General features: G+C 41.9%; 21 protein-coding genes, 4 tRNA genes, 2 rRNA genes and 3 pseudogenes. 16 read left to right on the top strand and 14 right to left on the bottom strand.

Features of this window, described 5'->3' with window-relative positions; all coding sequences use genetic code 11:
* The first annotated feature begins 14 nt into the window (after window positions 1-14).
* On the top strand, window positions 15-1,229 hold the full coding sequence (locus tag RRU94_RS17840; RefSeq protein WP_315692186.1) for a threonine synthase: 1,215 nt from the start codon (window positions 15-17) through the stop codon (window positions 1,227-1,229).
* Window positions 1,230-1,364: 135 nt separating this feature from the next.
* Here the strand turns inward: RRU94_RS17840 and RRU94_RS17835 are convergent, their stop codons facing one another.
* From RRU94_RS17835 to RRU94_RS17810, 6 genes and pseudogenes are all read right to left on the bottom strand, one after another.
* Window positions 1,365-1,586: a hypothetical protein gene (locus RRU94_RS17835; protein WP_315692185.1), complete on the bottom strand. Its 222-nt coding sequence runs from the start codon at window positions 1,584-1,586 to the stop codon at window positions 1,365-1,367.
* Window positions 1,587-1,753: 167 nt separating this feature from the next.
* The gene (locus RRU94_RS17830; RefSeq protein WP_315692184.1) at window positions 1,754-2,935 is read right to left on the bottom strand and encodes a M20 metallopeptidase family protein; all 1,182 of its coding nucleotides are present in this window, start codon (window positions 2,933-2,935) and stop codon (window positions 1,754-1,756) included.
* 905 nt (window positions 2,936-3,840) lie between these two features.
* A complete protein-coding gene (locus tag RRU94_RS17825) occupies window positions 3,841-4,260 on the bottom strand; it encodes a hypothetical protein (protein ID WP_315692183.1) in 420 nt (139 codons plus the stop codon).
* A 748-nt stretch (window positions 4,261-5,008) separates the two neighbouring features.
* Complete coding sequence (locus RRU94_RS17820) at window positions 5,009-5,362, bottom strand: four-helix bundle copper-binding protein (protein WP_315692182.1); 354 nt, start codon at window positions 5,360-5,362, stop codon at window positions 5,009-5,011.
* Window positions 5,363-5,545: 183 nt separating this feature from the next.
* Window positions 5,546-5,725, bottom strand: a pseudogene (locus RRU94_RS17815) (hypothetical protein).
* Window positions 5,726-6,081: 356 nt separating this feature from the next.
* Complete coding sequence (locus tag RRU94_RS17810) at window positions 6,082-6,243, bottom strand: four-helix bundle copper-binding protein (protein ID WP_315696035.1); 162 nt, start codon at window positions 6,241-6,243, stop codon at window positions 6,082-6,084.
* Between the two features lie 738 nt (window positions 6,244-6,981).
* On the opposite strand from RRU94_RS17810, the gene RRU94_RS17805 reads away from it, so the two are divergent.
* Window positions 6,982-7,218 carry a hypothetical protein gene (locus RRU94_RS17805; protein ID WP_315692181.1) on the top strand — a complete coding sequence of 79 codons (237 nt, stop codon included), beginning with the start codon at window positions 6,982-6,984 and terminating at the stop codon, window positions 7,216-7,218.
* Window positions 7,219-7,317: 99 nt separating this feature from the next.
* On the opposite strand, the gene RRU94_RS17800 is transcribed toward RRU94_RS17805, so the two are convergent.
* From RRU94_RS17800 to RRU94_RS17790, 3 genes are all read right to left on the bottom strand, one after another.
* Window positions 7,318-7,701 (bottom strand): VOC family protein, encoded by a 384-nt coding sequence (locus tag RRU94_RS17800; RefSeq protein WP_315692180.1) that lies wholly within the window; start codon window positions 7,699-7,701, stop codon window positions 7,318-7,320.
* 196 nt (window positions 7,702-7,897) lie between these two features.
* Complete coding sequence (locus RRU94_RS17795; RefSeq protein WP_315692179.1) at window positions 7,898-8,554, bottom strand: DUF1801 domain-containing protein; 657 nt, start codon at window positions 8,552-8,554, stop codon at window positions 7,898-7,900.
* A gap of 126 nt (window positions 8,555-8,680) precedes the next feature.
* Window positions 8,681-9,085 carry a hypothetical protein gene (locus tag RRU94_RS17790; RefSeq protein WP_315692178.1) on the bottom strand — a complete coding sequence of 135 codons (405 nt, stop codon included), beginning with the start codon at window positions 9,083-9,085 and terminating at the stop codon, window positions 8,681-8,683.
* Between the two features lie 91 nt (window positions 9,086-9,176).
* Here RRU94_RS17790 and RRU94_RS17785 point away from each other — a divergent pair, with 91 nt between their 5' ends.
* From RRU94_RS17785 to RRU94_RS17775, 4 genes are all read left to right on the top strand, one after another.
* The gene (locus tag RRU94_RS17785; protein WP_315692177.1) at window positions 9,177-9,398 is read left to right on the top strand and encodes a hypothetical protein; all 222 of its coding nucleotides are present in this window, start codon (window positions 9,177-9,179) and stop codon (window positions 9,396-9,398) included.
* A gap of 65 nt (window positions 9,399-9,463) precedes the next feature.
* Entirely contained in the window at window positions 9,464-11,026 is a 1,563-nt protein-coding gene (gene sdaAA / locus RRU94_RS17780; RefSeq protein WP_315692176.1) for an L-serine ammonia-lyase, iron-sulfur-dependent, subunit alpha, read from the top strand.
* Between the two features lie 11 nt (window positions 11,027-11,037).
* Window positions 11,038-11,250 carry a GGDEF domain-containing protein gene (locus tag RRU94_RS25740; protein WP_410492983.1) on the top strand — a complete coding sequence of 71 codons (213 nt, stop codon included), beginning with the start codon at window positions 11,038-11,040 and terminating at the stop codon, window positions 11,248-11,250.
* Window positions 11,251-11,443: 193 nt separating this feature from the next.
* Complete coding sequence (locus tag RRU94_RS17775) at window positions 11,444-11,635, top strand: hypothetical protein (RefSeq protein ID WP_315692175.1); 192 nt, start codon at window positions 11,444-11,446, stop codon at window positions 11,633-11,635.
* Window positions 11,636-12,056: 421 nt separating this feature from the next.
* Here RRU94_RS17775 and RRU94_RS17770 read toward each other — a convergent pair whose 3' ends face one another.
* Window positions 12,057-12,278, bottom strand: coding sequence for a hypothetical protein (locus RRU94_RS17770; RefSeq protein WP_315692174.1), 222 nt, complete (start codon window positions 12,276-12,278; stop codon window positions 12,057-12,059).
* A gap of 266 nt (window positions 12,279-12,544) precedes the next feature.
* Entirely contained in the window at window positions 12,545-12,763 is a 219-nt protein-coding gene (locus tag RRU94_RS17765) for a hypothetical protein (protein ID WP_315692173.1), read from the bottom strand.
* Window positions 12,764-12,910: 147 nt separating this feature from the next.
* On the opposite strand from RRU94_RS17765, the pseudogene RRU94_RS17760 reads away from it, so the two are divergent.
* From RRU94_RS17760 to RRU94_RS17750, 3 genes and pseudogenes are all read left to right on the top strand, one after another.
* Window positions 12,911-13,075, top strand: a pseudogene (locus tag RRU94_RS17760) (STAS domain-containing protein); the annotation flags it as partial.
* 72 nt (window positions 13,076-13,147) lie between these two features.
* A pseudogene (locus RRU94_RS17755) lies at window positions 13,148-13,264 on the top strand (phage portal protein); the annotation flags it as partial.
* 85 nt (window positions 13,265-13,349) lie between these two features.
* Entirely contained in the window at window positions 13,350-14,171 is an 822-nt protein-coding gene (locus RRU94_RS17750) for an STAS domain-containing protein (RefSeq protein ID WP_315692172.1), read from the top strand.
* Between the two features lie 342 nt (window positions 14,172-14,513).
* Here RRU94_RS17750 and RRU94_RS17745 read toward each other — a convergent pair whose 3' ends face one another.
* Genes RRU94_RS17745 through RRU94_RS17735 form a run of 3 tightly spaced genes read right to left on the bottom strand, consistent with a single transcriptional unit; the run spans window position 14,514 to window position 16,791 of the window.
* Window positions 14,514-15,260 carry an amino acid ABC transporter ATP-binding protein gene (locus tag RRU94_RS17745; protein ID WP_315692171.1) on the bottom strand — a complete coding sequence of 249 codons (747 nt, stop codon included), beginning with the start codon at window positions 15,258-15,260 and terminating at the stop codon, window positions 14,514-14,516.
* A 13-nt stretch (window positions 15,261-15,273) separates the two neighbouring features.
* Window positions 15,274-15,957 carry an amino acid ABC transporter permease gene (locus RRU94_RS17740; RefSeq protein WP_315692170.1) on the bottom strand — a complete coding sequence of 228 codons (684 nt, stop codon included), beginning with the start codon at window positions 15,955-15,957 and terminating at the stop codon, window positions 15,274-15,276.
* Between the two features lie 15 nt (window positions 15,958-15,972).
* A complete protein-coding gene (locus RRU94_RS17735) occupies window positions 15,973-16,791 on the bottom strand; it encodes an amino acid ABC transporter substrate-binding protein (protein ID WP_315692169.1) in 819 nt (272 codons plus the stop codon).
* 589 nt (window positions 16,792-17,380) lie between these two features.
* Between RRU94_RS17735 and RRU94_RS17730 the strand changes: the two genes are divergently transcribed.
* From RRU94_RS17730 to RRU94_RS17700, 7 genes are all read left to right on the top strand, one after another.
* Window positions 17,381-17,710 (top strand): hypothetical protein, encoded by a 330-nt coding sequence (locus RRU94_RS17730; RefSeq protein WP_315692168.1) that lies wholly within the window; start codon window positions 17,381-17,383, stop codon window positions 17,708-17,710.
* Between the two features lie 185 nt (window positions 17,711-17,895).
* Window positions 17,896-17,988, top strand: a tRNA-Ser gene (locus tag RRU94_RS17725).
* A gap of 12 nt (window positions 17,989-18,000) precedes the next feature.
* Window positions 18,001-18,074 (top strand) — tRNA-Met (locus RRU94_RS17720).
* 5 nt (window positions 18,075-18,079) lie between these two features.
* A tRNA-Asp gene (locus tag RRU94_RS17715) sits at window positions 18,080-18,156 on the top strand.
* 12 nt (window positions 18,157-18,168) lie between these two features.
* Window positions 18,169-18,242: transfer RNA gene (locus RRU94_RS17710), tRNA-Gly, on the top strand.
* A gap of 392 nt (window positions 18,243-18,634) precedes the next feature.
* A 16S ribosomal RNA gene (locus RRU94_RS17705) occupies window positions 18,635-20,186 on the top strand.
* Between the two features lie 222 nt (window positions 20,187-20,408).
* A 23S ribosomal RNA gene (locus RRU94_RS17700) occupies window positions 20,409-23,341 on the top strand.
* Together the 16S and 23S rRNA genes with 4 tRNA genes alongside form the textbook arrangement of a ribosomal RNA operon.
* Window positions 23,342-23,432: the final 91 nt, after the last annotated feature.

Below are 23,432 nucleotides of genomic sequence, written 5' to 3'. Positions count from 1 at the left end.
TTAGGAGGGGAAAAATGAAAAACTATAGCTACATTTCACATTTAGAGTGCCCAAAATGCGGTGAAGTATATGAGGAAAAAAAGGTACAACAATTATGTAAGTGCGGTTCACCATTATTGGTGCGCTATGATTTAGAGAAAGTGAAAGCAAACGTATCACGTGAAGAGATTGCAAATCGTCCAAATAGCTTATGGAGATATCATGAGTTACTGCCTGTTCATGAAAAGGAAAATGTTGTAACACTTGGTGAAGGAATGACGCCGTTTGAAAAGCTCCCAACATTAGGAGCAGAATACGGATTAAATCATTTATACATAAAAGATGAAGGCGTAATTCCAACGGGTTCTTTTAAAACACGGGGTGCAAGTGTTGGTATTTCAAAGGCAAAAGAACTGGGTGTAAACCATTTAGCTATGCCAACAAACGGTAATGCAGGTGCGGCTTGGGCGCTGTATGCGGCAAAAGCAAATATCAAAGCCACAATTGTCATGCCTTTAGATGCGCCGGCAATTACACGTAAAGAGGTTTATATTGCGGGTGGAGACTTACATCTTATCAACGGTTTGATCAGTGATGCAGGAAAGGTTGTTGGCCATTTAGTACAGAACCATGGCGTATACGATGCTTCTACACTGAAAGAGCCATATCGTATTGAAGGTAAAAAGACAATGGGCTATGAGATCGTCGAACAATTTGGATGGAAGGTTCCAGATGTTATTTTGTACCCAACAGGCGGGGGAGTAGGCATCATTGGAATTTATAAAGCCATATTTGAACTGCAGCAATTGGGCTGGATCAAAGACGGGAAACTTCCGCGTTTAGTAGCTGTTCAAGCAAAAGGCTGTGCGCCAATTGTAGAAGCATGGAAAAAAGGCGAAAAAGAATCCACATTCTTTAAAGACTCAGCAACTTGTGCATTTGGCATTAATGTCCCTAAAGCATTGGGGGATTTCTTAGTTCTTGAAGGGCTTTATGAAACAGAAGGTTGTGCGATTGCCATTTCAGATGAGGAATTATTGAAAGCGCAAAAACAAGTAGCTTCATTAGAAGGAAACTTTGTTTGCCCAGAGGGAGCAGCAACCTTTGCGGCAGCTAGAATCCTGCGTGAACAAGGATGGATCCAGGCAGACGAGCATGTTGTATGCCTTAACACGGGCTCAGGCCTCAAATATCCGGAAACAGTTGAAATTAAAGGTGTAGAAACACTTCAGCCGGGACAGGAAATATAATCCCTGAAAGATGATTATGAGAAAAAGAATTTACCTTGTCGTCATCAAATGTAAAAGGGATCGTGCCTAATTACATGAATCCTGTTCCTTATAGAGTCATCGACTGCGAATGAAAACAGAGTGATAGAGGAGTGTTTAAAATGTGCTTAAGCGTGCGAAGAATACACAATGACTTGCCTGCAGAGATAGATGTTCAAGTGAAAAAACGGCATCCAAACACTGCAGGGATGCGCTCAAGTTTGCTGGCGGGCCGTCCTTTTTTTGGTCCACAGCAGCCAGTTCGTTCAACAAAACTACAAGCTTTGCGTCGCCATTTGCGAAGCTTGCGTGAAAGAGTTCAACGATACTTGCTGCCATGAATGTGCATAGCCCCGCAGGAACTAGCTTCTCAAAAACTGAAACTGTATGTGTCCTTTGGCTGCTGATGTCGAATAACATAAAGCGATCTTTCACCAAGTGAAAGATCGCTTTTGCTATATACCAGCACACAAAGCAGCGCTAACTAATGTGTTCCAAGGTTCCTATTAAATAACGTATTGTTTTAAAATCGCTAAAAAGGCTTTTCCAGTATGAATAAGCGCTTCTTCATCAAAATCAAACAATGGATGGTGGTGTGGGAAATGAGTATTCGGGTGTTCATTTCGTGCACCAACTTTAAAAAAGCTGCCTGGCTTATGTTCTAGATAGAATGCAAAATCTTCAGCACCCATTCCTGGCTGTGCAGCTAGTACATGATCCTCTCCAAAGGATTCAATAAAAGCATTTTTGGCAATGTCCGTTTCAGTAACGTGATTGTATAAAGAAGGGTATCCGCGTTCGTATATCACATTTGCGGATGCACCAAAGCTTGCGGCGATGCCTTTTGAAATGGCTTGAATTTCATATTCCGCTGTATTTCGCACATCTTCTTTAAAAGTGCGGACCGTTCCTTCGATTAGAGCAGAATCAGGAATGATATTAAACGCTTGTCCTGCATGGAACTGTCCAACGGTTACGACAGCTGATTGTTGTGGATTGACTTTTCGGCTGACAATTTGCTGTAAGCTGTTCACGACCGTTGTACCGATGACAAGGCTGTCGATTGTTTGATGTGGATAAGCGCCATGCCCGCCATGTCCGTTAATTTCAATTTTAAAATAGTCTACAGCAGCTGATTGATAGCCACTGCCAATAGAAACCGTACCTACTGGTCTTGATGTGTCTAAATGAGCACCAAAGATGACATCGACCTCTTTCAATACGCCATCTTCAATCATAAATTGTGCACCGCCCGGAGGCTTTTCTTCTGCAGGCTGGAATAATAAAATGACTTCCCCTTTTAGTTGGTCTTCATATTGTTTTAATACACGCCCAATACCCAATAACGCTGATGTATGTCCATCATGCCCGCATGCATGCATTTTGCCAGCTGCCGTTGATTTATACGGCACATCTTTTTGATCTTGAATGGGGAGTGCATCGAAATCTGCCCGTAAAGCTACAGTCGGGCCAGGCAGGGCACCTTTAACGCGGCCAATTAAGCCGTATTTTCCATAATGTTCAATTTGGTCAATGCCGTATTCTTTTAATTTGTTTTCAATAAAGCGAGATGTTTCTTGTTCTTCAAACGAGAGTTCAGGATGTTGGTGTAAATAACGCCGGTTAGAAACAATGTCTTCTTTTAGCTGCACCAATGTTTCTTCCATTTCACCTAAAGTACGTACCATCAATCATCGACTCCTTTTCAATCGTTTTTAATTGTAAAGATGACAGGAAATAAAATCGTTGTCTCTTACTTCTTTTCAAGTCAAGATGGTGTCCTTGCAGAGTCCCATTACCAATGAATAGAGTTTATGAAACTTACTGCCCGTTGGCGGATGGTGGAGGGACTCACCTTTTAAAATAACGCTTCCTTTTCTATGCCCGGATGTTATGCGAGGAACTGCGCTCATAGTACTTTTGTATACGATGCAGCCGATTGCTAAAAATTCATCTGTTTTGGCTTCTTTAATTAACTCGCCTAAACTTAGGGGGATTAAGAAATAAAAAAACTGTATTCTCTCAATTTTAATCATACTCATCGAAATATGCTGTTTTACGTTATATTACTATGAATTTTATAGATAATTTAATTCAAAAATTTGATACGCTTGATTGTATTTTTTAATAAACGGGCGGTAGTTCAAAATGTCTGTATTGAATCCATTTTTCGCATCTTTCTAATCATGTATTTGTATTTTTCGTTTATCGTTTCTGGCCTGGCAGCATAAAGAAGCTTCAACAGCAAGAAGAGGAGAATTAGGCTTTTGGGATGCCCGAGAAAATAGGAGAGGCAAAACAGCTGGAGGAAGAAGGGGAATTCCTTTTCATTTAGGGACTTCTATTGCATCTGACAAAAAGAGCGGAAAGAAATTTTCCGCCTGTAATGAGGGCTTTATGCGTTAACTTGTTTGTGATGGTTACATTTCTGATAGGTGCGCTTTAATAAATAAGGGAGCGGCAGTCTTAAATTGAGGCCCTCATTTTGTTGTCGTTGTAAAACTAAGCAGAAGAGCTCAATCTATTGTTGGATAGGGTAAGACTTCTTTATAACAGCGGCCCTCATCATCCCACTTATATGGGCCTTCTTGTATCAGTATCTGCTTAGGGTAGGGGGGGGGATGAACCACTCGGATAAATCATCTATATAGGCAAATAATCTAGAGACACCGTTCAAAAATCCCAGCAGCTCGTCAAGACAAACCAAGCGAAAAATCACATTCATTCTTATCGCATCTTCGCTGTCTATTTCATCAGACACCTCAATTACAGCCTGACGAAAGGCACGATCATGCTTTACCAATTTAGCAACATCTTTGATAGTTGGAACACCGAAAATAAAATTCAGCTCATCAGATGGTTCTCGAAGGTCTTTTTCTCCAATTAAGTATACATGGCGATTGATAGGATTCATTACATAATAAAGCCGATCAAATTCCATAAAAACATTTTCGTCTGGATTCGTTTGTTTAACCGCTGGATCCATTACCAGATACAAAGCTGAATGATTCACTTATAAAACCCCTTAGTTTTGCTTTTATTTTAATAATTGAAAAGTAACAAAGGGAAAAGTAAGAATATTGAGCTTAAGGATAAAACAGGTGCTAATACTGGTTTTGTATATTCATTCACTTACTGTTCACTTATAGTGGAATTTAGAATGAAGACTGACATAAGGAGAGAGGTATAAAAAAAGCCGTTAGATGTTCTAGCTGCATCATTTGTAGCAAGCACCATTTTTACGTCGTTCACCAGCGATTGCAGAAGAAGACTACAAGTCCAGTACAGGATATAATTATTGATCCGCCAACAGTGCGGGAAGGATCAACACCATTCCTTGATGTAAATAGGACAGTCTACGAAGAGGCCTCGTGTAGCTGAATCAGTGGCAGCTCTTAAATATAATGGAATTATATTGGGTAAGTCGGATGTGTACTTTGGAGCTGCGGATAATACTACGTGAGGCGAAGCGGCTATCAGCTTTATTAAGTCATTTGGATATGAGCTTGATAATATTTCTGTAAATAACACAGCCCAGTCAAAGGATAATTTAACAAGAGGTCAATTGGCTTTAATGCTTTATAGAATGAGCAAGTACGAGCATACGCCGCTCCAAGATTAAGAACTTTCCAACCAAGGTTATTCTTGAGGTAATATAATAGTTGCTCGACTAACAACAATTAATCGCCTCAGTATTAAAAAGTATTGTTCAGAAAGGAAGGTATGGAGACCTTCCTTTCTGAGCATCTTAATATCAGTTTTTAAGAAGAAGTCATGTTTCTGCAGGCTTGTGCGCATTCACGGCAGATTTGAGCACATTCCTGGCAGCAAGCATCGTTGAACTTTGCACATTCTTCTGCACAAGCTTCACAAATAGCGGCGCAAAGCTCGCAGTATTGTTGAGCGAACTGGCTGCTGCGCGCCATAAAAGAAGCTGCCTGCCAGCAAACTTGAGCGCAGTCCTGCAATGTTTGGATATAGTTGATTTTTGCTTGAACATCTGTTGCCTGCATGCAAATGCTTGTACATTCTTCGCACGCTCTAGCACACTTTAAGCATGCCTCCATACATTGCTCCATCATTACTTTCATTGAAGAAGTTGACCATACGCTCATGTTATCCGCTCCTTAGAAAAATATTTTTGTCACGATAGTTGTTCTATGAAATTCTTTCTTTTATGACACATTTATAGAAATTGTCCAAAAAAAATGGCTTTTGCTGTATATGAACATGTCAGCTAAAGTGTAAACGGCAGATTTATATACTAACATTTATGTTGCATAAATCTGATTATTTTATTAGCGTGTTGCTGCTTTCATGCCATCCATCATATTCATCATTGATGTCATCATTTCGTTGCATTCTTGCATTTTAGCCATCATTTAATCCATCATCATTTTTAGGCAGTTCATTTCACACATCATTTTTTCCAGGCAGTTCATCATCATCATGTTCATACACATTTTTCCATTTTTCATCCCTCCAGTTATGAAAATTTATGTGATAAAAAAGAAAAAGCGCATAAAAAGGTCCTTTAATATTTAAAGGAACTTTTTAGCGCTTCTTGTTATCAAGTCAGCTTTTTTCTTTTTTTTCACAAGACTGATTATATAAGGGGTATTTTTGAATTTAAACATGTTTTTTACTCATTTACAAATAATTAACTAAACTAACATTTTAATCGATAGATTCTTTTGACTGTTTTTGACCCAATTTATGATCAAAACCCAATTGAAAGTGAACGGATGATTAAACTGTTACGTACAGTTGGACGATAGCTTGTTTCCATTTTAAGAATGATTAAATTGAACAAAGTGAAGAAAGTCTTTGGCAGTTAGGAAGCTGCATTTCTACAAGCTCGTGCGCATTCACGGCAGATTTGAGCACATTCCTGGCAATAAGTGTCATTGAATGCTTCGCAATGTTCCGCACATGCTTCACAAATAGCTGCACAAAGCTCACAGTATTGTTGAGCGAATGTACTGCTGCGAGCCATAAGGGAGGATGCCTGCAAACAGACTTGAGCACAATCCTGCAAAGTCTGGATACATTCGATTCTTGTTTGAATATCCAATTCCTTTAAGCAGTTAGTTGTACACTCTTCACAAGCTCTGGCACATTTCAAGCATGCTTCAATACATTGATTCACTACTGCTCTAATTGAAGAAGTTGATAATACGCTCATCTTACCCGCTCCTTAGAAAATAAATTTTACAACGATATTTATTCTATGATGATCACGTTCTCTTATGACATGTTTATAAGATTTTCTGTTGAACATATCTGTGGTTACCAGTCAACTAATATCCAAGAAACGTTTGTAGTAAATCTATACGAAAAGATAGTCGAAATAGTTAGTAAGCATAGGTATACCTATACAAAAGTGCACTTAAGCAAATGTATACATTCGCTTAAGTGCACTTTTGTTGTTGCTGAGGTATCCGCACCCAAGAGATTTTTCATGGTAAAGTTCTGACAAATTACTATAGGAATCCAAAAAAACCTACTTATTTGTGTAAATCTATCTATTTTTGTCGATAAATGTTTTAATATACGACGGACTGGAAATAATGAAAAGACAGAAAATATTTACTATTTAAAAATTAGATTTTTAGGTAAAGAATTTTTAGATTTAAAAGAATGGAAGCACCTCAATTGAAACGAGAAAAAAGATTGTATCACTGCTGTAAAAAAGGAGGGAAAATAATGAAACAATATATCTGCACGCCTTGCAATGGCAACGGATGCCATCATTGTAACGGAACTGGATATTATAAAAATGATAGAAAATAATGGTGAAAGAGAAGGAGCTTTGGTTTGTGCCAGAGCTTTTTTATTTAATTTCATTTATGGACAAAATCTTAACCGCAATTTCATGCCAGCAGCAAAATCTATTTTTCTCATTTGCCCATTTAGAATTATCTGGATCAAGGGGAGAATGACAACAATGTCATTTATTTTTAAACCTTAAAAATGTGTAACCCCGTTCTAAAGTTAGAACAGGGTTACATAAAGTTGTTGTTTAATTGTTGATAAAAACACTTCACTGAACAACTATTTCGACATAAAGTTAATTCTGCACTATCTGAATAAGGTTGCCGCATGTATCGTCGAAGACAGCTATTGTGACTTCGCCTATTTTTGTTGGCTCTATAGTAAACTTCACGCCGTTTTCCAATAATCGTTCGTACTCTTTACGAATATCTGCAACGCCAAACATTGTTGCTGGGATACCTTCGGCAAATATCTTCTTTTGATACTCCTGCGCAGCTGGATGGACATTCGGTTCAAGTAAAAGCTCGGTACTGTCTTGATCACCGGGAGAAACAAGCGTTATCCACCTAAATTCGCCGGTGGGAACGTCGTGCTTTTTTACAAAGCCCAGTGTTTCTGTATAAAACTCAAGCGCCTTGTCTTGATCTTGTACGAATATACTGGTAACAATGATTTTCATACTGTTTTTGCCTCCTTTGATAGTTGCTAAGTATGATGATGCCTTCTTAACAATCTGGCTGCAAGCAAAACATCCCAACATTCGTCAGAAGTTCCGTTTTAAATTATTTGATGGAGTGTTACCTGCGATCTAAAAAGGAGTTCGAATGAACGCAAAGTGAGGTAATATCTTAAAGTTTGTTTTATATATTTTCTTATCAAATGTACTTGTGCGAGCCGTCACAGTTGGGCTGCTTTTGAGATAATCCACAAGTGCAATCATTTAGTCCCTTTCCATTGAGAATTTGCGGCGTATACTTTTCAACCCTTGACTCTCGAGTTTTGGATTGTTTGGCTTTAGAAAAATAAAGAATGTATGCTCTTTGCCGTCCCGGCGTCAATGCTTCAAAAGCAGTTTTCAAGGCAGGGATTTCATCGAATTTATTTTGTAATTCTTCAGGAATTATAAATTCTGAAGTCTTTTTTAAATTCACTTCCAAACCGGCTTTTTCAATTTCAACGGCTTCATAGATATAGGTTTTCAAAATGGGTTCCATCTCAACTATTTCTCGAACATTGGTGAACCGAATCTGGCGCCCCGACTGTACATTCTCCGTTTGTTGAACTAAAATCCCCTGGGCATCCTGTAACAAGGCACCTTTGTGAAACAGAAGCGCACAATATTCTTTAAATCCATGTATTAAAACTATGTTTTTATTCTCAAACGTGTAGCAAGGATGCATCCACTTAAATTCTTCAGTCAACTCACAGTCAAGAACGATATTTCTCAACTTCTCATATTCTTCCTTCCAATCTTTAGCTTTACTTAAATATTCATCAACCTTAGAATTCATTCTCTTATTCTTCTTTGTCATGTTAGTTCCCCTCTATAAATTTTAGTTTACTTCTTGTTAAACTAAACTACTCCGTTAGTATAAATAGAAACTTTCACAATCTTAACAGGGGAAAACCTATTGGCACATAATCAAGTCAACTTTAAATTAAGTTTTGTGATATCTCATAAGACTTGTATCAAAATTCTGATCGTTGTAAATCCGCACTTTCCTAACGTTACCCCTATAAAGAAATTCAAAGTACCACTTTTCAGCTTTTAACTTTTTCAGCTCTTTAGTTGGCTCAAAGACAAATTCACAATATAGCTGCTCCGCCTCACCATCTTCATTTGTAAACTGTCTAACAAAGTCATAATAAAACCGTTTTTCTCCTGTGAAATTGGAAACACCACATTGAACCAGCGGTGCTATTTCCTCTTCTCCATTTACTTTTTCTTTTCCAACAGCTTTAAATCCTTCCCACACCTGTACAATACCTGTAGAGCTTTCATCAATTTTGTTTTTTTTAGATATTGCTCTGCTTCTTCTACTTTCATTATTAATTGAATCCATGTTTTATTGAAATTTATCGTATTAGCGGCCAGAAGATTCCTTCAAATTGCTCCAAAATTATATGAGTAAAAGCTGAAATATGTATGGATAAATGAATGAAGTCAAAGCGGTAGTAGAGACACTGCCAATATCTGGATCTGAAGATTTTGCTTACTATTTGGGGAAGATCCCTGGTAGTATGTTTTATTGGAGCAAAGCCGGTGGAGGTCCAGTTTATCCTTATCATCCTACATTCACCATTAATGAAGATAGCTTGATTATGGCAGCAAAAGCAAGGGCAGCTGTTGTTACGGAATATTTCCGGCAAGAATAAAGTAAACAAATGGACGTTCTTCATGCTTCGAGCGTGGGAGCCGTTTTATTTAAAGGAGTGATCACATGTCTTTTACAAGCCTAAAAGAATTAATTGAACAAGCAGAGCAGGAAAAAACAACAATTTCGGAATTGATGATCAAAACTGAGATGGAACAGAAAGGTTATTCTAGAGAAACGATCATCGCAAAAATGTCGGAACAATTTACGGTAATGGAAGAGGCTGTCCGGAGAGGGACAATGAGTGCTGTTATGTCTCGAACTGGTTTGACGGGTGGAGATGGAAACCGTCTTTATCAGTATGCAAAAAACGGGAACTCATTTGTCAATCCTACAACATTAAATGCTGCCGCAAATGCGCTGGCGGTATCAGAAGTAAATGCGGCAATGGGGAGGATTGTAGCGACACCAACAGCCGGTTCAGCGGGAATCTTGCCAGCCGTACTTGTTCACGCCCTTGACAGCGGAAACTTCACCCGTGAGCAGATTGTACAATCGATATTTACTGCTTCTGCTCTCGGTTTAGTCATTGCCAATAAAGCTTCGATATCAGGGGCTGCCGGCGGCTGCCAGGCTGAAGTCGGATCAGCAACCGGAATGGCAGCTGGGACATTAGTTGAGCTTGCTGGCGGAACACCGGCACAGGTAGGAAATGCCGTCGGAATTGCTTTGAAAAATTCACTCGGATTGGTTTGTGATCCAGTTGCTGGTCTTGTGGAAATACCTTGCATCATTCGCAACGGTTTACATGCTATTACCGCGCAAGCTGCAGCAGATATGGCTCTAGCTGGGGTAACAAGCATCATTCTTCCAGATGAAGTGATCCATGTTATGCATGAAGTTGGGCAGCAAATGCCTGAATCATTGAGAGAAACTGGGATAGGGGGTCTGGCTGGAACTCCGACAGGGCAAAAATTAAAAGAACAGATTCTCGGTGAAAAAACGAGTAGTGGCGGGCCAGCGAAATACGAAAGTGCATATGAAATCATCGGTCCTGTAATGGTTGGCCCTTCAAGTTCGCATACAGCCGGAGCTGTCCGAATCGGGAACATTGCCCGCCAGCTATTAAATGAGAATCCTTTATATGTGAATTTCTCGCTAATGGGCTCCTTTGCCAAAACCTATCAGGGCCATGGGACAGATCTAGCTCTATTAGCAGGTGTTCTTGGGTTAACGACAATGGATGAGGGCATTCCAAACGCCAAAGAACTCGCTAATGAAAAAGGATTACAATACGAATTCACAAAACGGGTGCTTGGAAGTTATCATCCAAATACCGTTCTCGTTGAACTGACAGGCCCTTCTCGTACTGTAAAGGTATTGGCCAGTTCTTTAGGTGGTGGTAAAGTGGAGGTTCAGGAATTCAATGATTATCCATTAAAGTTTTCAGGAGAACGGCCAACACTTGTCATCCGCCATACCGATAAAAAAGGAGTCATTGCCGATTTATCCGGAATTCTTTATCAAAATGGATATAACATCGCCCGTATGGCTAATGAACGTTCGAAAATTAATGGTGAGGCCATAACGATTTGTGAAATCGACAACAAAATCGAAGAAACTTTTCTATCTTTACTAAAAAAAGAAATTCCGATAATTAACGAAATTGGCTTGGTTCAAACTAAGTAGTTGACTAGCAAGTGTTCAATACGAACGAAAATGAGTCAAAGAAAACAGCTGAGAGAATACAGCATACTATTGAACAGGCAGGCTGGAACAGCTATGGTGTGACGATTAGCATTGGTGTTACGCTCTTTATGCATAATGACACAGACATGTCCGTCATAGACAGGGCTGCCCGTGCGCTGTACCTCTCTAAAAACCAAGGAAGAAACCGTGTGACACTTTTGTGAAGCAGATGAAAATGCAAAAAAGCAGCCCTTATAAAGGCTGCTTTTTTTATGCTGGTATTGAATTGATTAAACACCAACAGAACCTCTTTGCTTTGAAGCTAATCACAAAGTTTTTTATCAAGGATAGAGAAAAGATGTCACAAAATGAATTCTCCCCTCGTTTTATTACCAAACGAGAGAGGGAGTGAAGGTGATGAATGTATTATTATGTTTGGTCATTGGCGGAGGCTATGCGGGAATCAATGCGGTTAAAGCGATTCGGAGAGAGTGGAAAGATAAGTCACAAACGCTCCGGCTTATTCTCATTGATAAGAAGGCCTATCATGTTCGCAAGATGTTGCTATTTAAACCGACAGCTGAACGGAAAAGCATAATAAAAAAATGAGTCTTCAGAAAGGAAACGCATTTTAGGGATGTTGATTTTTCTTTTTCATAGATAAGGCTATCCGAGTAGGTGTAGCTCCTATATTTGGTACTAAAATTGCGACAAGAGTGCTGTTTTCCAAGACCAAGCTCTCCAATACTAGTTGTGAAGCATCTATTGAAGTTCACACTAATATAGCAAATATTTGTAGAAATACATCCGAAATATACAAAAAGCTTTTACGCATGGTGTCCGAAAACTGAATAAAAGGGCAGAAGCCTAGATAATAGTTGGGAATTGGTAAAAAGAATTGTTCGTTAAAAAGGCAGAAAAGCGAAAAGATGTTGCTTAATTGATTGGGAAGAGGCGGTTTTACTTTAGCAGTAGATAGAAATAGCGCAAAAAAAAAGCCCTAAAATTTCTAGAGGTTTAATAAAAACAGTTATTGATCTATTATTTCCCCAATGATAAATGCAGCTTCTTCTACATCTTCATAATATTCAATGGTTTGATTTTGGATAAATGCTAGTTGTAGTGTTTTGGTATTTTTCACACAGCTAACTTTTAGTAAAGGCTCCTCATCCTTGTTAAATGTATGAATGATATCAACGTCTTTATAGTAACACAACGTTTCTAACATCTCTTTTATATGATCAAAAGACATTTAATAGCCCCTTTCCTCTAAAGGAAGTGACTAAGAAAAGTCAGAAGTTTCCTCTTAATGTAATTGATGTGAGTATAGCACGGATTAGATTGTTTTGCTCAAAAAGTTTGTTTCAAAAAAATGAATAAAATGGGGGGAGTATCCTGATAAGATTTGCAGAGAGGAGCTGCTTAAACAATGGGAGAAGGGGGCTCCCCCTTAGTAGTAAGCAGAGACTAAATGATAAAAACCCTCCAAATTTTAGAGGGTTCAATTATAAAAAGCTTTCAATTTATTAGTTTATCAATGACAAAAGCGGCTTCATCAATACCTTCGTAATAACTAATTTCGTGTGGCATTTGAGAAAATACAATTTGTATTACCTCAGCATTTTTCAAACAAACTAAAGCTACAGGCTGCTTGTTCTTCCTAAAAGTATAAGTGATTTCAGTATGCTTATAATGTCGCATGAATTCTAGCATCATCTTTATACTATTAAGAGACATTTCAAGGCCTCCTTTCCCACCAGAGGAAAGTGACTAAGAAAAGTCTGGAAGAATCCATTTGATGTATTTCATTTAACATAACACAAGTTAGTCTTTTTGCTCAATAATGCGTTTTGATTGAATCAAAGGGAACCAGCAGTTGACCAGGGTGTAGTTATGATTGATAAGATGGCGGCCCATCAGATCTTTCAATTAATCGATGCGCTTGGTTTAATTGGAGTAAAAACGATTTTATCAGGGCTTCGTCCAGAAATAGCACAAACTGCCGTTCAGCTGGGGCTGAGCTTTGATAATGAATTTAAGCTTAGATAGGAGAAAGTAAATGCGCTGTATATATGAGGAATATAAGAGGCTTCGAAGTGCACTGAAAGGAGATGGGGAATAATGGCTAGAGAACGAATAAACGCAACGATTACATACGTATCCTATATAGATAAAGCCGCTAATCAAAAGCTGTTTTTCTTCATAAAGCCAGCTGATCAGTCAGCACCAGCGTTTCAAATGGTACTTGGTACTATATTGTTATTCTTCATTTAAGTTATATAATGAAGTCATTAAGATAGAATAGACGAAGGTGGGAGACTTTTTGACATTACTTTTTGGCTTTTCTGAATACCTTAGAAAAAATACAAATTCCCTAGCTCGTGAAATTGTTGAAGCTGTTCTTCATAAAATGAATTTAGAAATTCCTGAATGGGAGAAAGAACAAGCTGTCATTATGTATGTTGAACTTTTGGGATTTTTAAGCGAATTAGTGCTGGACGAAAGGAAAGATACAGCTCCAGAAGCTCTTATAAAATGGAGTAAGCAAAATGCAGCTATGCAAGTATCATCAGGAGGAACTATTTCGGAAATTGCCGTTCGGTACCCTCCAACCCGGCAGGTTTTCCTTGAACTGTTTACAAAAATCAGCTCACAGCTTGGTTTATCTCTAAACGAAAATGTTTTTATCATAAAACAGATCAATACCTTATTAGATATCAGCTTAAACGAAACCATTTTCGCATTTGAACGCCTTTCCGATCAGCTGCAAGAGGAAAACCAAAAAGAACTGGCAAGACTATCAGCACCTATTGTACCTGTTAAAGATGATGTAGTCGTTATTCCTCTGATTGGAGAATTCAGCGAATACCGATTGAAATATATAGCAGACCATGTTATCCCAAAAATCTCGGAAATGGATGTTGACTATGTTATCGCTGACCTTTCAGGAATTTTTAACCTCAACAAAGAAATTGCAAAATACTTTGATCAGATAGGGGCAACGCTTCAGCTAATGGGAATCCGTGTCCTTACAACAGGCTTACGTCCCGAAGTCGTACAAGCAGTGGTTAGCAGTCAGAGTGTTGATCCGTCTAAAATTGAAGCTTTTGCTACAGTGAAGCAGGCATTAGAAAGCCTCCAGTAGATTTTGGTCAGGAATAAGCAGTTTATATGCATGCTTTGGTTGTCATCAGGGCAAGGGATAAGTGTACATAAATTAATACAAACTTATGTATGTAAATAAAACAGGAGACTTGCAGATGCAAGTCTATTTTTTTATTACTCATAAGGAATGATTTTACATGAATAAACTTTATTTAGTGCGCGTCTACACTTGTCTAAACAGAATAGGGAGACGTTAAACGTGATTAAATCAGTAAAAGTTAAAATGATTGGTACGATTATTGTATTCAGTTTGGTAATGGCGTTAATGTTGTTTGTATCTGCGAAAGCAGGGGAATCCCTGCATATGGTACAGGACAAGGAGTTATCGTTCAGATACTTTGTTCAAGAATTGAAGAGTTCTCGGGTTTCTAGTCGCATTAAACACTTCATTAGGCGTACCTTGTTCAACTACAACACCGCCGTCCATAAAAATGATTTGGTCGGCAGCTTCGTTCGCAAACTTCATTTCGTGGGTTACGACTAGCATTGTCCTCCCTTCGTTTGCCAGGTCTTTCATTACCTTTAGTACTTCACCGACCAGCTCAGGATCAAGAGCGGATGTTGGCTCATCAAAAAGAAGAACCTCCGGATCAATAGCCATCGCGCGTGCGATCCCAACACGCTGCTGCTGGCCTCCGGATAATTGGAACGGATACATATCCGCGCGGTCACGCAGCCCGACTTTTTCTAATAAAGATAAAGCTTTTTTTCTGGCATCGTCTTTAGAACGTTTTAAAACGATCACTTGTCCCTCCATGACATTTTCAACAGCCGTCAGATGAGGGAATAAGTTATAGGTTTGAAAAACCATTCCAGTCTGCTTTCTAAAAGAAACCATTTCCGCTTGTTTAAGCCTGGTGCCTGCCGTGATATTTAACGTTTTGTTTCCCAGCGTGATAGTTCCTTTGTCAGGCATCTCCAGCAGGTTCAAACAGCGGAGGAGCGTTGTCTTTCCAGATCCTGAAGGTCCGATAATGACTGCTGTTTTTCCTTTTTCAATAGAAAGACTTACTCCTTTTAATACTTCGAGTTTATCAAACCGTTTGTATAAATTATCAATTATGATCATCGCTTACCCTCCACTATTTCGCTACGCCGCGGCCATACCGTATTTCAAGCCTGCCCTGAAAATAAGAAAGCACAGTACTGAATATTAAGTAGAAGAAGGCTACTTCGATATAAAGCCAGAGGGGCTCATACGTAACAGCTGCAATCTGCTGTCCCTTTTGAAATAATTCAGTAACCGTAATAGTGGCGGCAAGAGAAGTATCTTTAACAAGACTGATAAAAGAATTTCCAAGCGGTGGAAGGGAAACACGAACCGCCTGCGGAAGCACAATTCTTTTAAGAGCCTGAGATTTTGTCATGCCAATACTATAGGCGGCTTCCCACTGGCCTTTGTTAATCGATAATATGGCGGCACGTATGATCTCCGAACTGTATGCCCCTTTATTCAGGGTGAAAACAATAACAGCAGCCGCAAATGGAGAAAAGGTAACTCCTACGCTTGGAAGCCCGTAGAAAATGATAAACAGCTGAACCAGTAATGGCGTTCCCCTAAAAATCCATACATAAAAACGTGTTAAAAGAACAAGCGGCATAAATCCGGAAATCCTTGCTACAGCTGTAAAGAAAGCTAAAATTAGGCCAAGGGTAAAAGTGATTAGTGTTAAAGGAATGGTGTACTGCAAACCAGCCATTAAGATAGGAAAAAAGGATTCACTAAGGATTCCTATAATTCGTTCTGTACGTTCCTCCCCAAACATATGCGATCTCTTCCTTTATTTCGATACGTCTGCACCGAACCATTTATTAGATATTTTTTCGAACGTACCATCTTTTTTCATGTCGTTAAGAGCACCATTAACAGCATCAATTAATTCCTTATTGTCTTTACGGAAAAGAAAAGCACTCTCAGCAGCATTGTTTTCCGTATAGGCGATCTTGATTGGAAGCTCGGGACGCTGCTTTTTTAAATCTAAATAAGAAAGGCTATCGTTTAAAGTAGCATCAGCGCGCTTAGAGGTGACTAAATCTATTGCCTGATTAAAGCTCTCTACTCCGGTAATTTTTGCTCCATGCTCTTCTGTTGTTTGGCGGTAATTGCTTGTTAAAGACTGGGCAACTGTTTTGCCTTGCAAATCATCAAGCGATTTAATCTCATTGTTGTCTTCTCTTACAATTAGAACAGCTTTTGAAATTGTATAAGGATCAGAAAAGTCATATTTTTCTTTGCGCTCATCGTTGATTCCAACCTGATTTGCAATCATGTCATAGCGTTTCGCATCAAGCCCGGCAATCATGCCATCCCATTTTGTTTCAACAAACTGCGGCTTAATATCTAAACGTTTAAACACTTCTGTAGCGACTTCGATATCAAACCCAGTTAGCTTTCCGGACTTATCATGGAAGGTAAATGGAGAATATGTACCTTCAGTGCCAATTGTGATAACGCCTTTTTCTTTTATTTGCTCATAAGAGCTTTGTGCTCCCTGTTTATTTTCTTCCTCCTTCTTACCCTCGTTTGTATTATTTCCGCCGCATGCAGCAAGTGCAAGAACCAAAACAAAAGTAATGATAGATAATGCTAATTTTTTCATGCTATAGCCTCCAGTATCGTTATAGGTTTTGTACACTTATTGCTAGATGGTTCAGTAAGCTCTAAAGATCAATGAATTTACGGTGTATTTTTCCCGCAGAGCAAAGTAATATTCCATTATTCATAATTGGATCAAACCATATGAAAAATACGGTGAGAAAGCTCTCGAAAACCGCTATAGATCTTATTCTCTGCAGGATAAAAAAGTTTCCAAGGAAAAACTCACGTTACTTTTATTGAAATATTCTTATTATTAAAAGAGCAGGAGCTGTTAAACATGGCAAAACGTAAAACCATAAAAGAACATAATAAAGAGCTGGCTTTACAAGGGCTAAAGCTGCATATTTATGGCTTAAAATAACGTGCCATGCCTGCTTCTGTTCAAAAAAGATTAAAAAAACTCTAGGATACACACGTTTCACAAAAAACTTTTATTTTGCTGAACGGATGGAAGGTTACAGGGAAACAGGGGAAACCCCGTCGGTTGCTGAATTCAAAAAGCATTTAACGCTCTCAAAGAGCATTCCGCTTTTAACCGGCTCAAAGAAGTTGATAAATTTGCGTGGAATGTGCCTGTGAGGAAGTGCAGGATGGGTATGACTGTTTTTTCAAAGGTCAGAATAAATTTCCTGAGTTCAAAAAAACACGCTTCTAAACAGAGTTATTCAACAAAAGAAACCAACAACAATATTAAATTCAATATAGAAAAAGAAACTGTTCAGCTGTCGAAAATCGGCAAGGTTAAAGTCCGTTTATCGAAGAAACATCGTCAAGTGTTTCAAAAGAATGGCTTTAATGGAAAAATCAAAAGAGCCACTGTGTCTTGTCACAGCAGCGGCTGTTATTATATTTCTTTAAAAGTAAAAGAAGTTATACCATTAAAACCTGAGCTTGACTTAGCTTCTATATGGAAATGCTGAAAAAAGTTAGCAATAAATATTTTTAAAAAAGTATTGATTTTAAACTTTAAGGGTGATAAGATTTGATATCTGTCGTTAGTGCAGATTATTCTGCAGTAGCTCGGTGGTAGAGCGCCTGCTTTGCACGCAGGAGGTCAGCGGTTCGATCCCGCTAGGCTCCACCAATTATTTTTATATGCTATGTTGGAGGAATACCCAAGTCCGGCTGAAGGGATCGGTCTTGAAAACCGACAGGCGGGTCAAACCGCGCAGGGGTTCGAATCCCCTTTCCTCCTCCATTATTTTATCGTCGCGGGGTGGAGCAGCCCGGTAGCTCGTCGGGCTCATAACCCGAAGGTCGCAGGTTCAAATCCTGCCCCCGCAATCGTTGGTCCGGTAGTTCAGTTGGTTAGAATGCCTGCCTGTCACGCAGGAGGTCGCGGGTTCGAGTCCCGTCCGGACCGCCATTTTTATAAAATGCGGGTGTAGTTTAATGGTAAAACCTCAGCCTTCCAAGCTGATGTCGTGGGTTCGATTCCCATCACCCGCTCCAAAAGTATGTGCTTTGACGTCATTCATCATTTTGCTTAATGAATGAAGAATTCGAGAAATTTAGAAATGTGCAAATTATTATTTCGAAAAAATATTTTTTGTAAATTCCTATTGATTTTGCAAGAGAGCTTATATTATATTATGAATCCGCCAGTAAATAAGGCGGCTCGAACAAACTGATTTACATCTTCATCATTTTGAAGGAATAATATTTTTTCTTTTAAATTTGTTGACGTGTGAATGAGGATATGATATGATTATCTAGCTGTCTGAGATGACAGTAAAGAGAATTGATCTTTGAAAACTGAACAAAATAAACGTCAACGTTTTAAGAATTAAACTTCTATAGAAGATGCCCGTCATCTATATAGAAACAAATGAGCAATTCAAACTTTTTTGGAGAGTTTGATCCTGGCTCAGGACGAACGCTGGCGGCGTGCCTAATACATGCAAGTCGAGCGGACAGAAGGGAGCTTGCTCCCGGAAGTCAGCGGCGGACGGGTGAGTAACACGTGGGTAACCTGCCTGTAAGACTGGGATAACTCCGGGAAACCGGGGCTAATACCAGATAATATCAAGAGCTGCATGGATCTTGATTGAAAGGCGGCTTCGGCTGTCACTTACAGATGGACCCGCGGCGCATTAGCTAGTTGGTGAGGTAACGGCTCACCAAGGCGACGATGCGTAGCCGACCTGAGAGGGTGATCGGCCACACTGGGACTGAGACACGGCCCAGACTCCTACGGGAGGCAGCAGTAGGGAATCTTCCGCAATGGACGAAAGTCTGACGGAGCAACGCCGCGTGAGTGAAGAAGGTTTTCGGATCGTAAAACTCTGTTGTCAGGGAAGAACAAGTACGGGAGTAACTGCCCGTACCTTGACGGTACCTGGCCAGAAAGCCACGGCTAACTACGTGCCAGCAGCCGCGGTAATACGTAGGTGGCAAGCGTTGTCCGGAATTATTGGGCGTAAAGCGCGCGCAGGCGGCCTTTTAAGTCTGATGTGAAAGCCCACGGCTCAACCGTGGAGGGTCATTGGAAACTGGAAGGCTTGAGTGCAGAAGAGAAGAGCGGAATTCCACGTGTAGCGGTGAAATGCGTAGAGATGTGGAGGAACACCAGTGGCGAAGGCGGCTCTTTGGTCTGTAACTGACGCTGAGGCGCGAAAGCGTGGGGAGCGAACAGGATTAGATACCCTGGTAGTCCACGCCGTAAACGATGAGTGCTAAGTGTTGGGGGGTTTCCGCCCCTCAGTGCTGCAGCTAACGCATTAAGCACTCCGCCTGGGGAGTACGGCCGCAAGGCTGAAACTCAAAGGAATTGACGGGGGCCCGCACAAGCGGTGGAGCATGTGGTTTAATTCGAAGCAACGCGAAGAACCTTACCAGGTCTTGACATCCCGCTGACCTCCCTGGAGACAGGGCTTTCCCTTCGGGGACAGCGGTGACAGGTGGTGCATGGTTGTCGTCAGCTCGTGTCGTGAGATGTTGGGTTAAGTCCCGCAACGAGCGCAACCCTTGATCTTAGTTGCCAGCATTTAGTTGGGCACTCTAAGGTGACTGCCGGTGACAAACCGGAGGAAGGTGGGGATGACGTCAAATCATCATGCCCCTTATGACCTGGGCTACACACGTGCTACAATGGATGGTACAAAGGGCTGCAAGACCGCGAGGTTTAGCCAATCCCATAAAACCATTCTCAGTTCGGATTGCAGGCTGCAACTCGCCTGCATGAAGCTGGAATCGCTAGTAATCGCGGATCAGCATGCCGCGGTGAATACGTTCCCGGGCCTTGTACACACCGCCCGTCACACCACGAGAGTTTGCAACACCCGAAGTCGGTGGGGTAACCCTTACGGGAGCCAGCCGCCGAAGGTGGGGCAGATGATTGGGGTGAAGTCGTAACAAGGTAGCCGTATCGGAAGGTGCGGCTGGATCACCTCCTTTCTAAGGATATTTACGGAAACAGGAACTTCGTTCCTGGCACGTTGACGCGTTATTTTGTTCAGTTTTGAAGGATGAATTCCTTCGGGCCTGCTGAGCAGGTCACAAAAGCGTTGCGGCAGGATGCCGCGCACTTAGCTTTTGATCTTTTAAACATGATTGTTCTTTGAAAACTGGATAATATCGTAAAGTAACACCAAGCAATACCGAGTAATCGCCATTTTAGGTTAAGTTAGAAAGGGCGCACGGTGGATGCCTTGGCACTAGGAGCCGACGAAGGACGGGACTAACACCGATATGCTCCGGGGAGCTGTAAGTAAGCTTTGATCCGGAGATTTCCGAATGGGGAAACCCACCATCCGTAATGGGATGGTACCCCTGCCTGAATACATAGGGCAGGAGGAGGCATACCCGGGGAACTGAAACATCTAAGTACCCGGAGGAAGAGAAAGCAAACGCGATTCCCTGAGTAGCGGCGAGCGAAACGGGATATAGCCCAAACCAAGAAGCTTGCTTCTTGGGGTTGTAGGACACTCTATACGGAGTTACAAAGGAAGAGGATAGGTGAAGAGATCTGGAAAGATCCGCGGTACAAGGTAACAGCCCTGTAGCTGAAATTCTCTTCTCTCTTGAGTGTATCCTGAGTACGGCGGAACACGAGGAATTCCGTCGGAATCCGGGAGGACCATCTCCCAAGGCTAAATACTCCCTAGTGACCGATAGTGAACCAGTACCGTGAGGGAAAGGTGAAAAGCACCCCGGAAGGGGAGTGAAAGAGATCCTGAAACCGTGTGCCTACAAGTAGTTAGAGCCCTTTAACGGGTGATAGCGTGCCTTTTGTAGAATGAACCGGCGAGTTACGATTTCATGCAAGGTTAAGCTGATAAGGCGGAGCCGCAGCGAAAGCGAGTCTGAATAGGGCGCATGAGTATGAGGTCGTAGACCCGAAACCAGGTGATCTACCCATGTCCAGGATGAAGGTGAGGTAACACTCACTGGAGGTCCGAACCCACGCACGTTGAAAAGTGCGGGGATGAGGTGTGGGTAGCGGTGAAATTCCAATCGAACCTGGAGATAGCTGGTTCTCTCCGAAATAGCTTTAGGGCTAGCCTCAAACGAAGAGTACTGGAGGTAGAGCACTGTTTGGACTAGGGGCCCATCCCGGGTTACCGAATTCAGACAAACTCCGAATGCCAGATACTTATGTTTGGGAGTCAGACTGCGAGTGATAAGATCCGTAGTCAAGAGGGAAACAGCCCAGACCACCAGCTAAGGTCCCCAAGTATACGTTAAGTGGAAAAGGATGTGGAGTTGCCCAGACAACCAGGATGTTGGCTTAGAAGCAGCCACCATTTAAAGAGTGCGTAATAGCTCACTGGTCGAGTGACTCTGCGCCGAAAATGTACCGGGGCTAAACGTATCACCGAAGCTGTGGATTGACACCTTTCGGTGTCAGTGGTAGGAGAGCGTTCCAGGGGCTGTGAAGCCAGACCGAAAGGACTGGTGGAGCGCCTGGAAGTGAGAATGCCGGTATGAGTAGCGAAAGAAGGGTGAGAATCCCTTCCACCGAATGCCTAAGGTTTCCTGAGGAAGGCTCGTCCTCTCAGGGTTAGTCGGGACCTAAGCCGAGGCCGAAAGGCGTAGGCGATGGATAACAGGTTGATATTCCTGTACCACCAAGCATCGTTTGAGTGATGGGGGGACGCAGGAGGATAGGAGATCACGCAGCTGGATACGCGTGTTTAAGCAGTCAGGCTGGAAATGAGGCAAATCCCGTTTCCATTAAAGCTGAGCTGTGATGACGAGGGAATTTTAGTACCGAAGTCTTCGATTCCACACTGCCAAGAAAAGCCTCTAGCGAGATGTAAGGTGCCCGTACCGCAAACCGACACAGGTAGGCGAGGAGAGAATCCTAAGGTGAGCGAGTGAACTCTCGTTAAGGAACTCGGCAAAATGACCCCGTAACTTCGGGAGAAGGGGTGCTCTGGTAGGGTGCAAGCCCGAGAGAGCCGCAGTGAATAGGCCCAGGCGACTGTTTAGCAAAAACACAGGTCTCTGCAAAGCCGCAAGGCGACGTATAGGGGCTGACGCCTGCCCGGTGCTGGAAGGTTAAGAGGAGGGCTTAGCGCAAGCGAAGGTCTGAATTGAAGCCCCAGTAAACGGCGGCCGTAACTATAACGGTCCTAAGGTAGCGAAATTCCTTGTCGGGTAAGTTCCGACCCGCACGAAAGGCGCAACGATCTGGGCACTGTCTCAACGAGAGACTCGGTGAAATTATAGTACCTGTGAAGATGCAGGTTACCCGCGACAGGACGGAAAGACCCCGTGGAGCTTTACTGCAGCCTGATATTGAATTTTGGCACAGTCTGCACAGGATAGGCAGGAGCCTTGGAAGCCGGAGCGCCAGCTTCGGTGGAGGCGCTGGTGGGATACTGCCCTGACTGTGTTGAAATTCTAACCCGCACCCGTGATCCGGGTGGGAGACAGTGTCAGGCGGGCAGTTTGACTGGGGCGGTCGCCTCCTAAAATGTAACGGAGGCGCCCAAAGGTTCCCTCAGAATGGTTGGAAATCATTCGCAGAGTGTAAAGGCACAAGGGAGCTTGACTGCGAGACCTACAAGTCGAGCAGGGACGAAAGTCGGGCTTAGTGATCCGGTGGTTCCGCATGGAAGGGCCATCGCTCAACGGATAAAAGCTACCCCGGGGATAACAGGCTTATCTCCCCCAAGAGTCCACATCGACGGGGAGGTTTGGCACCTCGATGTCGGCTCATCGCATCCTGGGGCTGTAGTCGGTCCCAAGGGTTGGGCTGTTCGCCCATTAAAGCGGTACGCGAGCTGGGTTCAGAACGTCGTGAGACAGTTCGGTCCCTATCCGTCGCGGGCGCAGGAAATTTGAGAGGAGCTGTCCTTAGTACGAGAGGACCGGGATGGACACACCGCTGGTGTACCAGTTGTCTCGCCAGAGGCATCGCTGGGTAGCTATGTGTGGACGGGATAAGTGCTGAAAGCATCTAAGCATGAAGCCCCCCTCAAGATGAGATTTCCCATTACGCAAGTAAGTAAGATCCCTTGAAGATGACGAGGTAGATAGGTTCGAGGTGGAAGTGCGGTGACGCATGGAGCTGACGAATACTAATCGATCGAGGACTTAATCAACTGAAATGCCGAGGGTGCGTGTCCATCAGCGAGACGCGCTGGAGGAATGGCTGCATGAGGCGCTTTTGGCCTAATCAGACAAGCCGAAGCG

This window comes from Domibacillus sp. DTU_2020_1001157_1_SI_ALB_TIR_016, from assembly GCF_032341995.1.
Taxonomy (GTDB): domain Bacteria; phylum Bacillota; class Bacilli; order Bacillales; family Domibacillaceae; genus Domibacillus; species Domibacillus indicus_A.
Note: the sequence above shows the minus strand (reverse complement) of the source record. Positions and strands in the feature narration are given on the sequence as shown.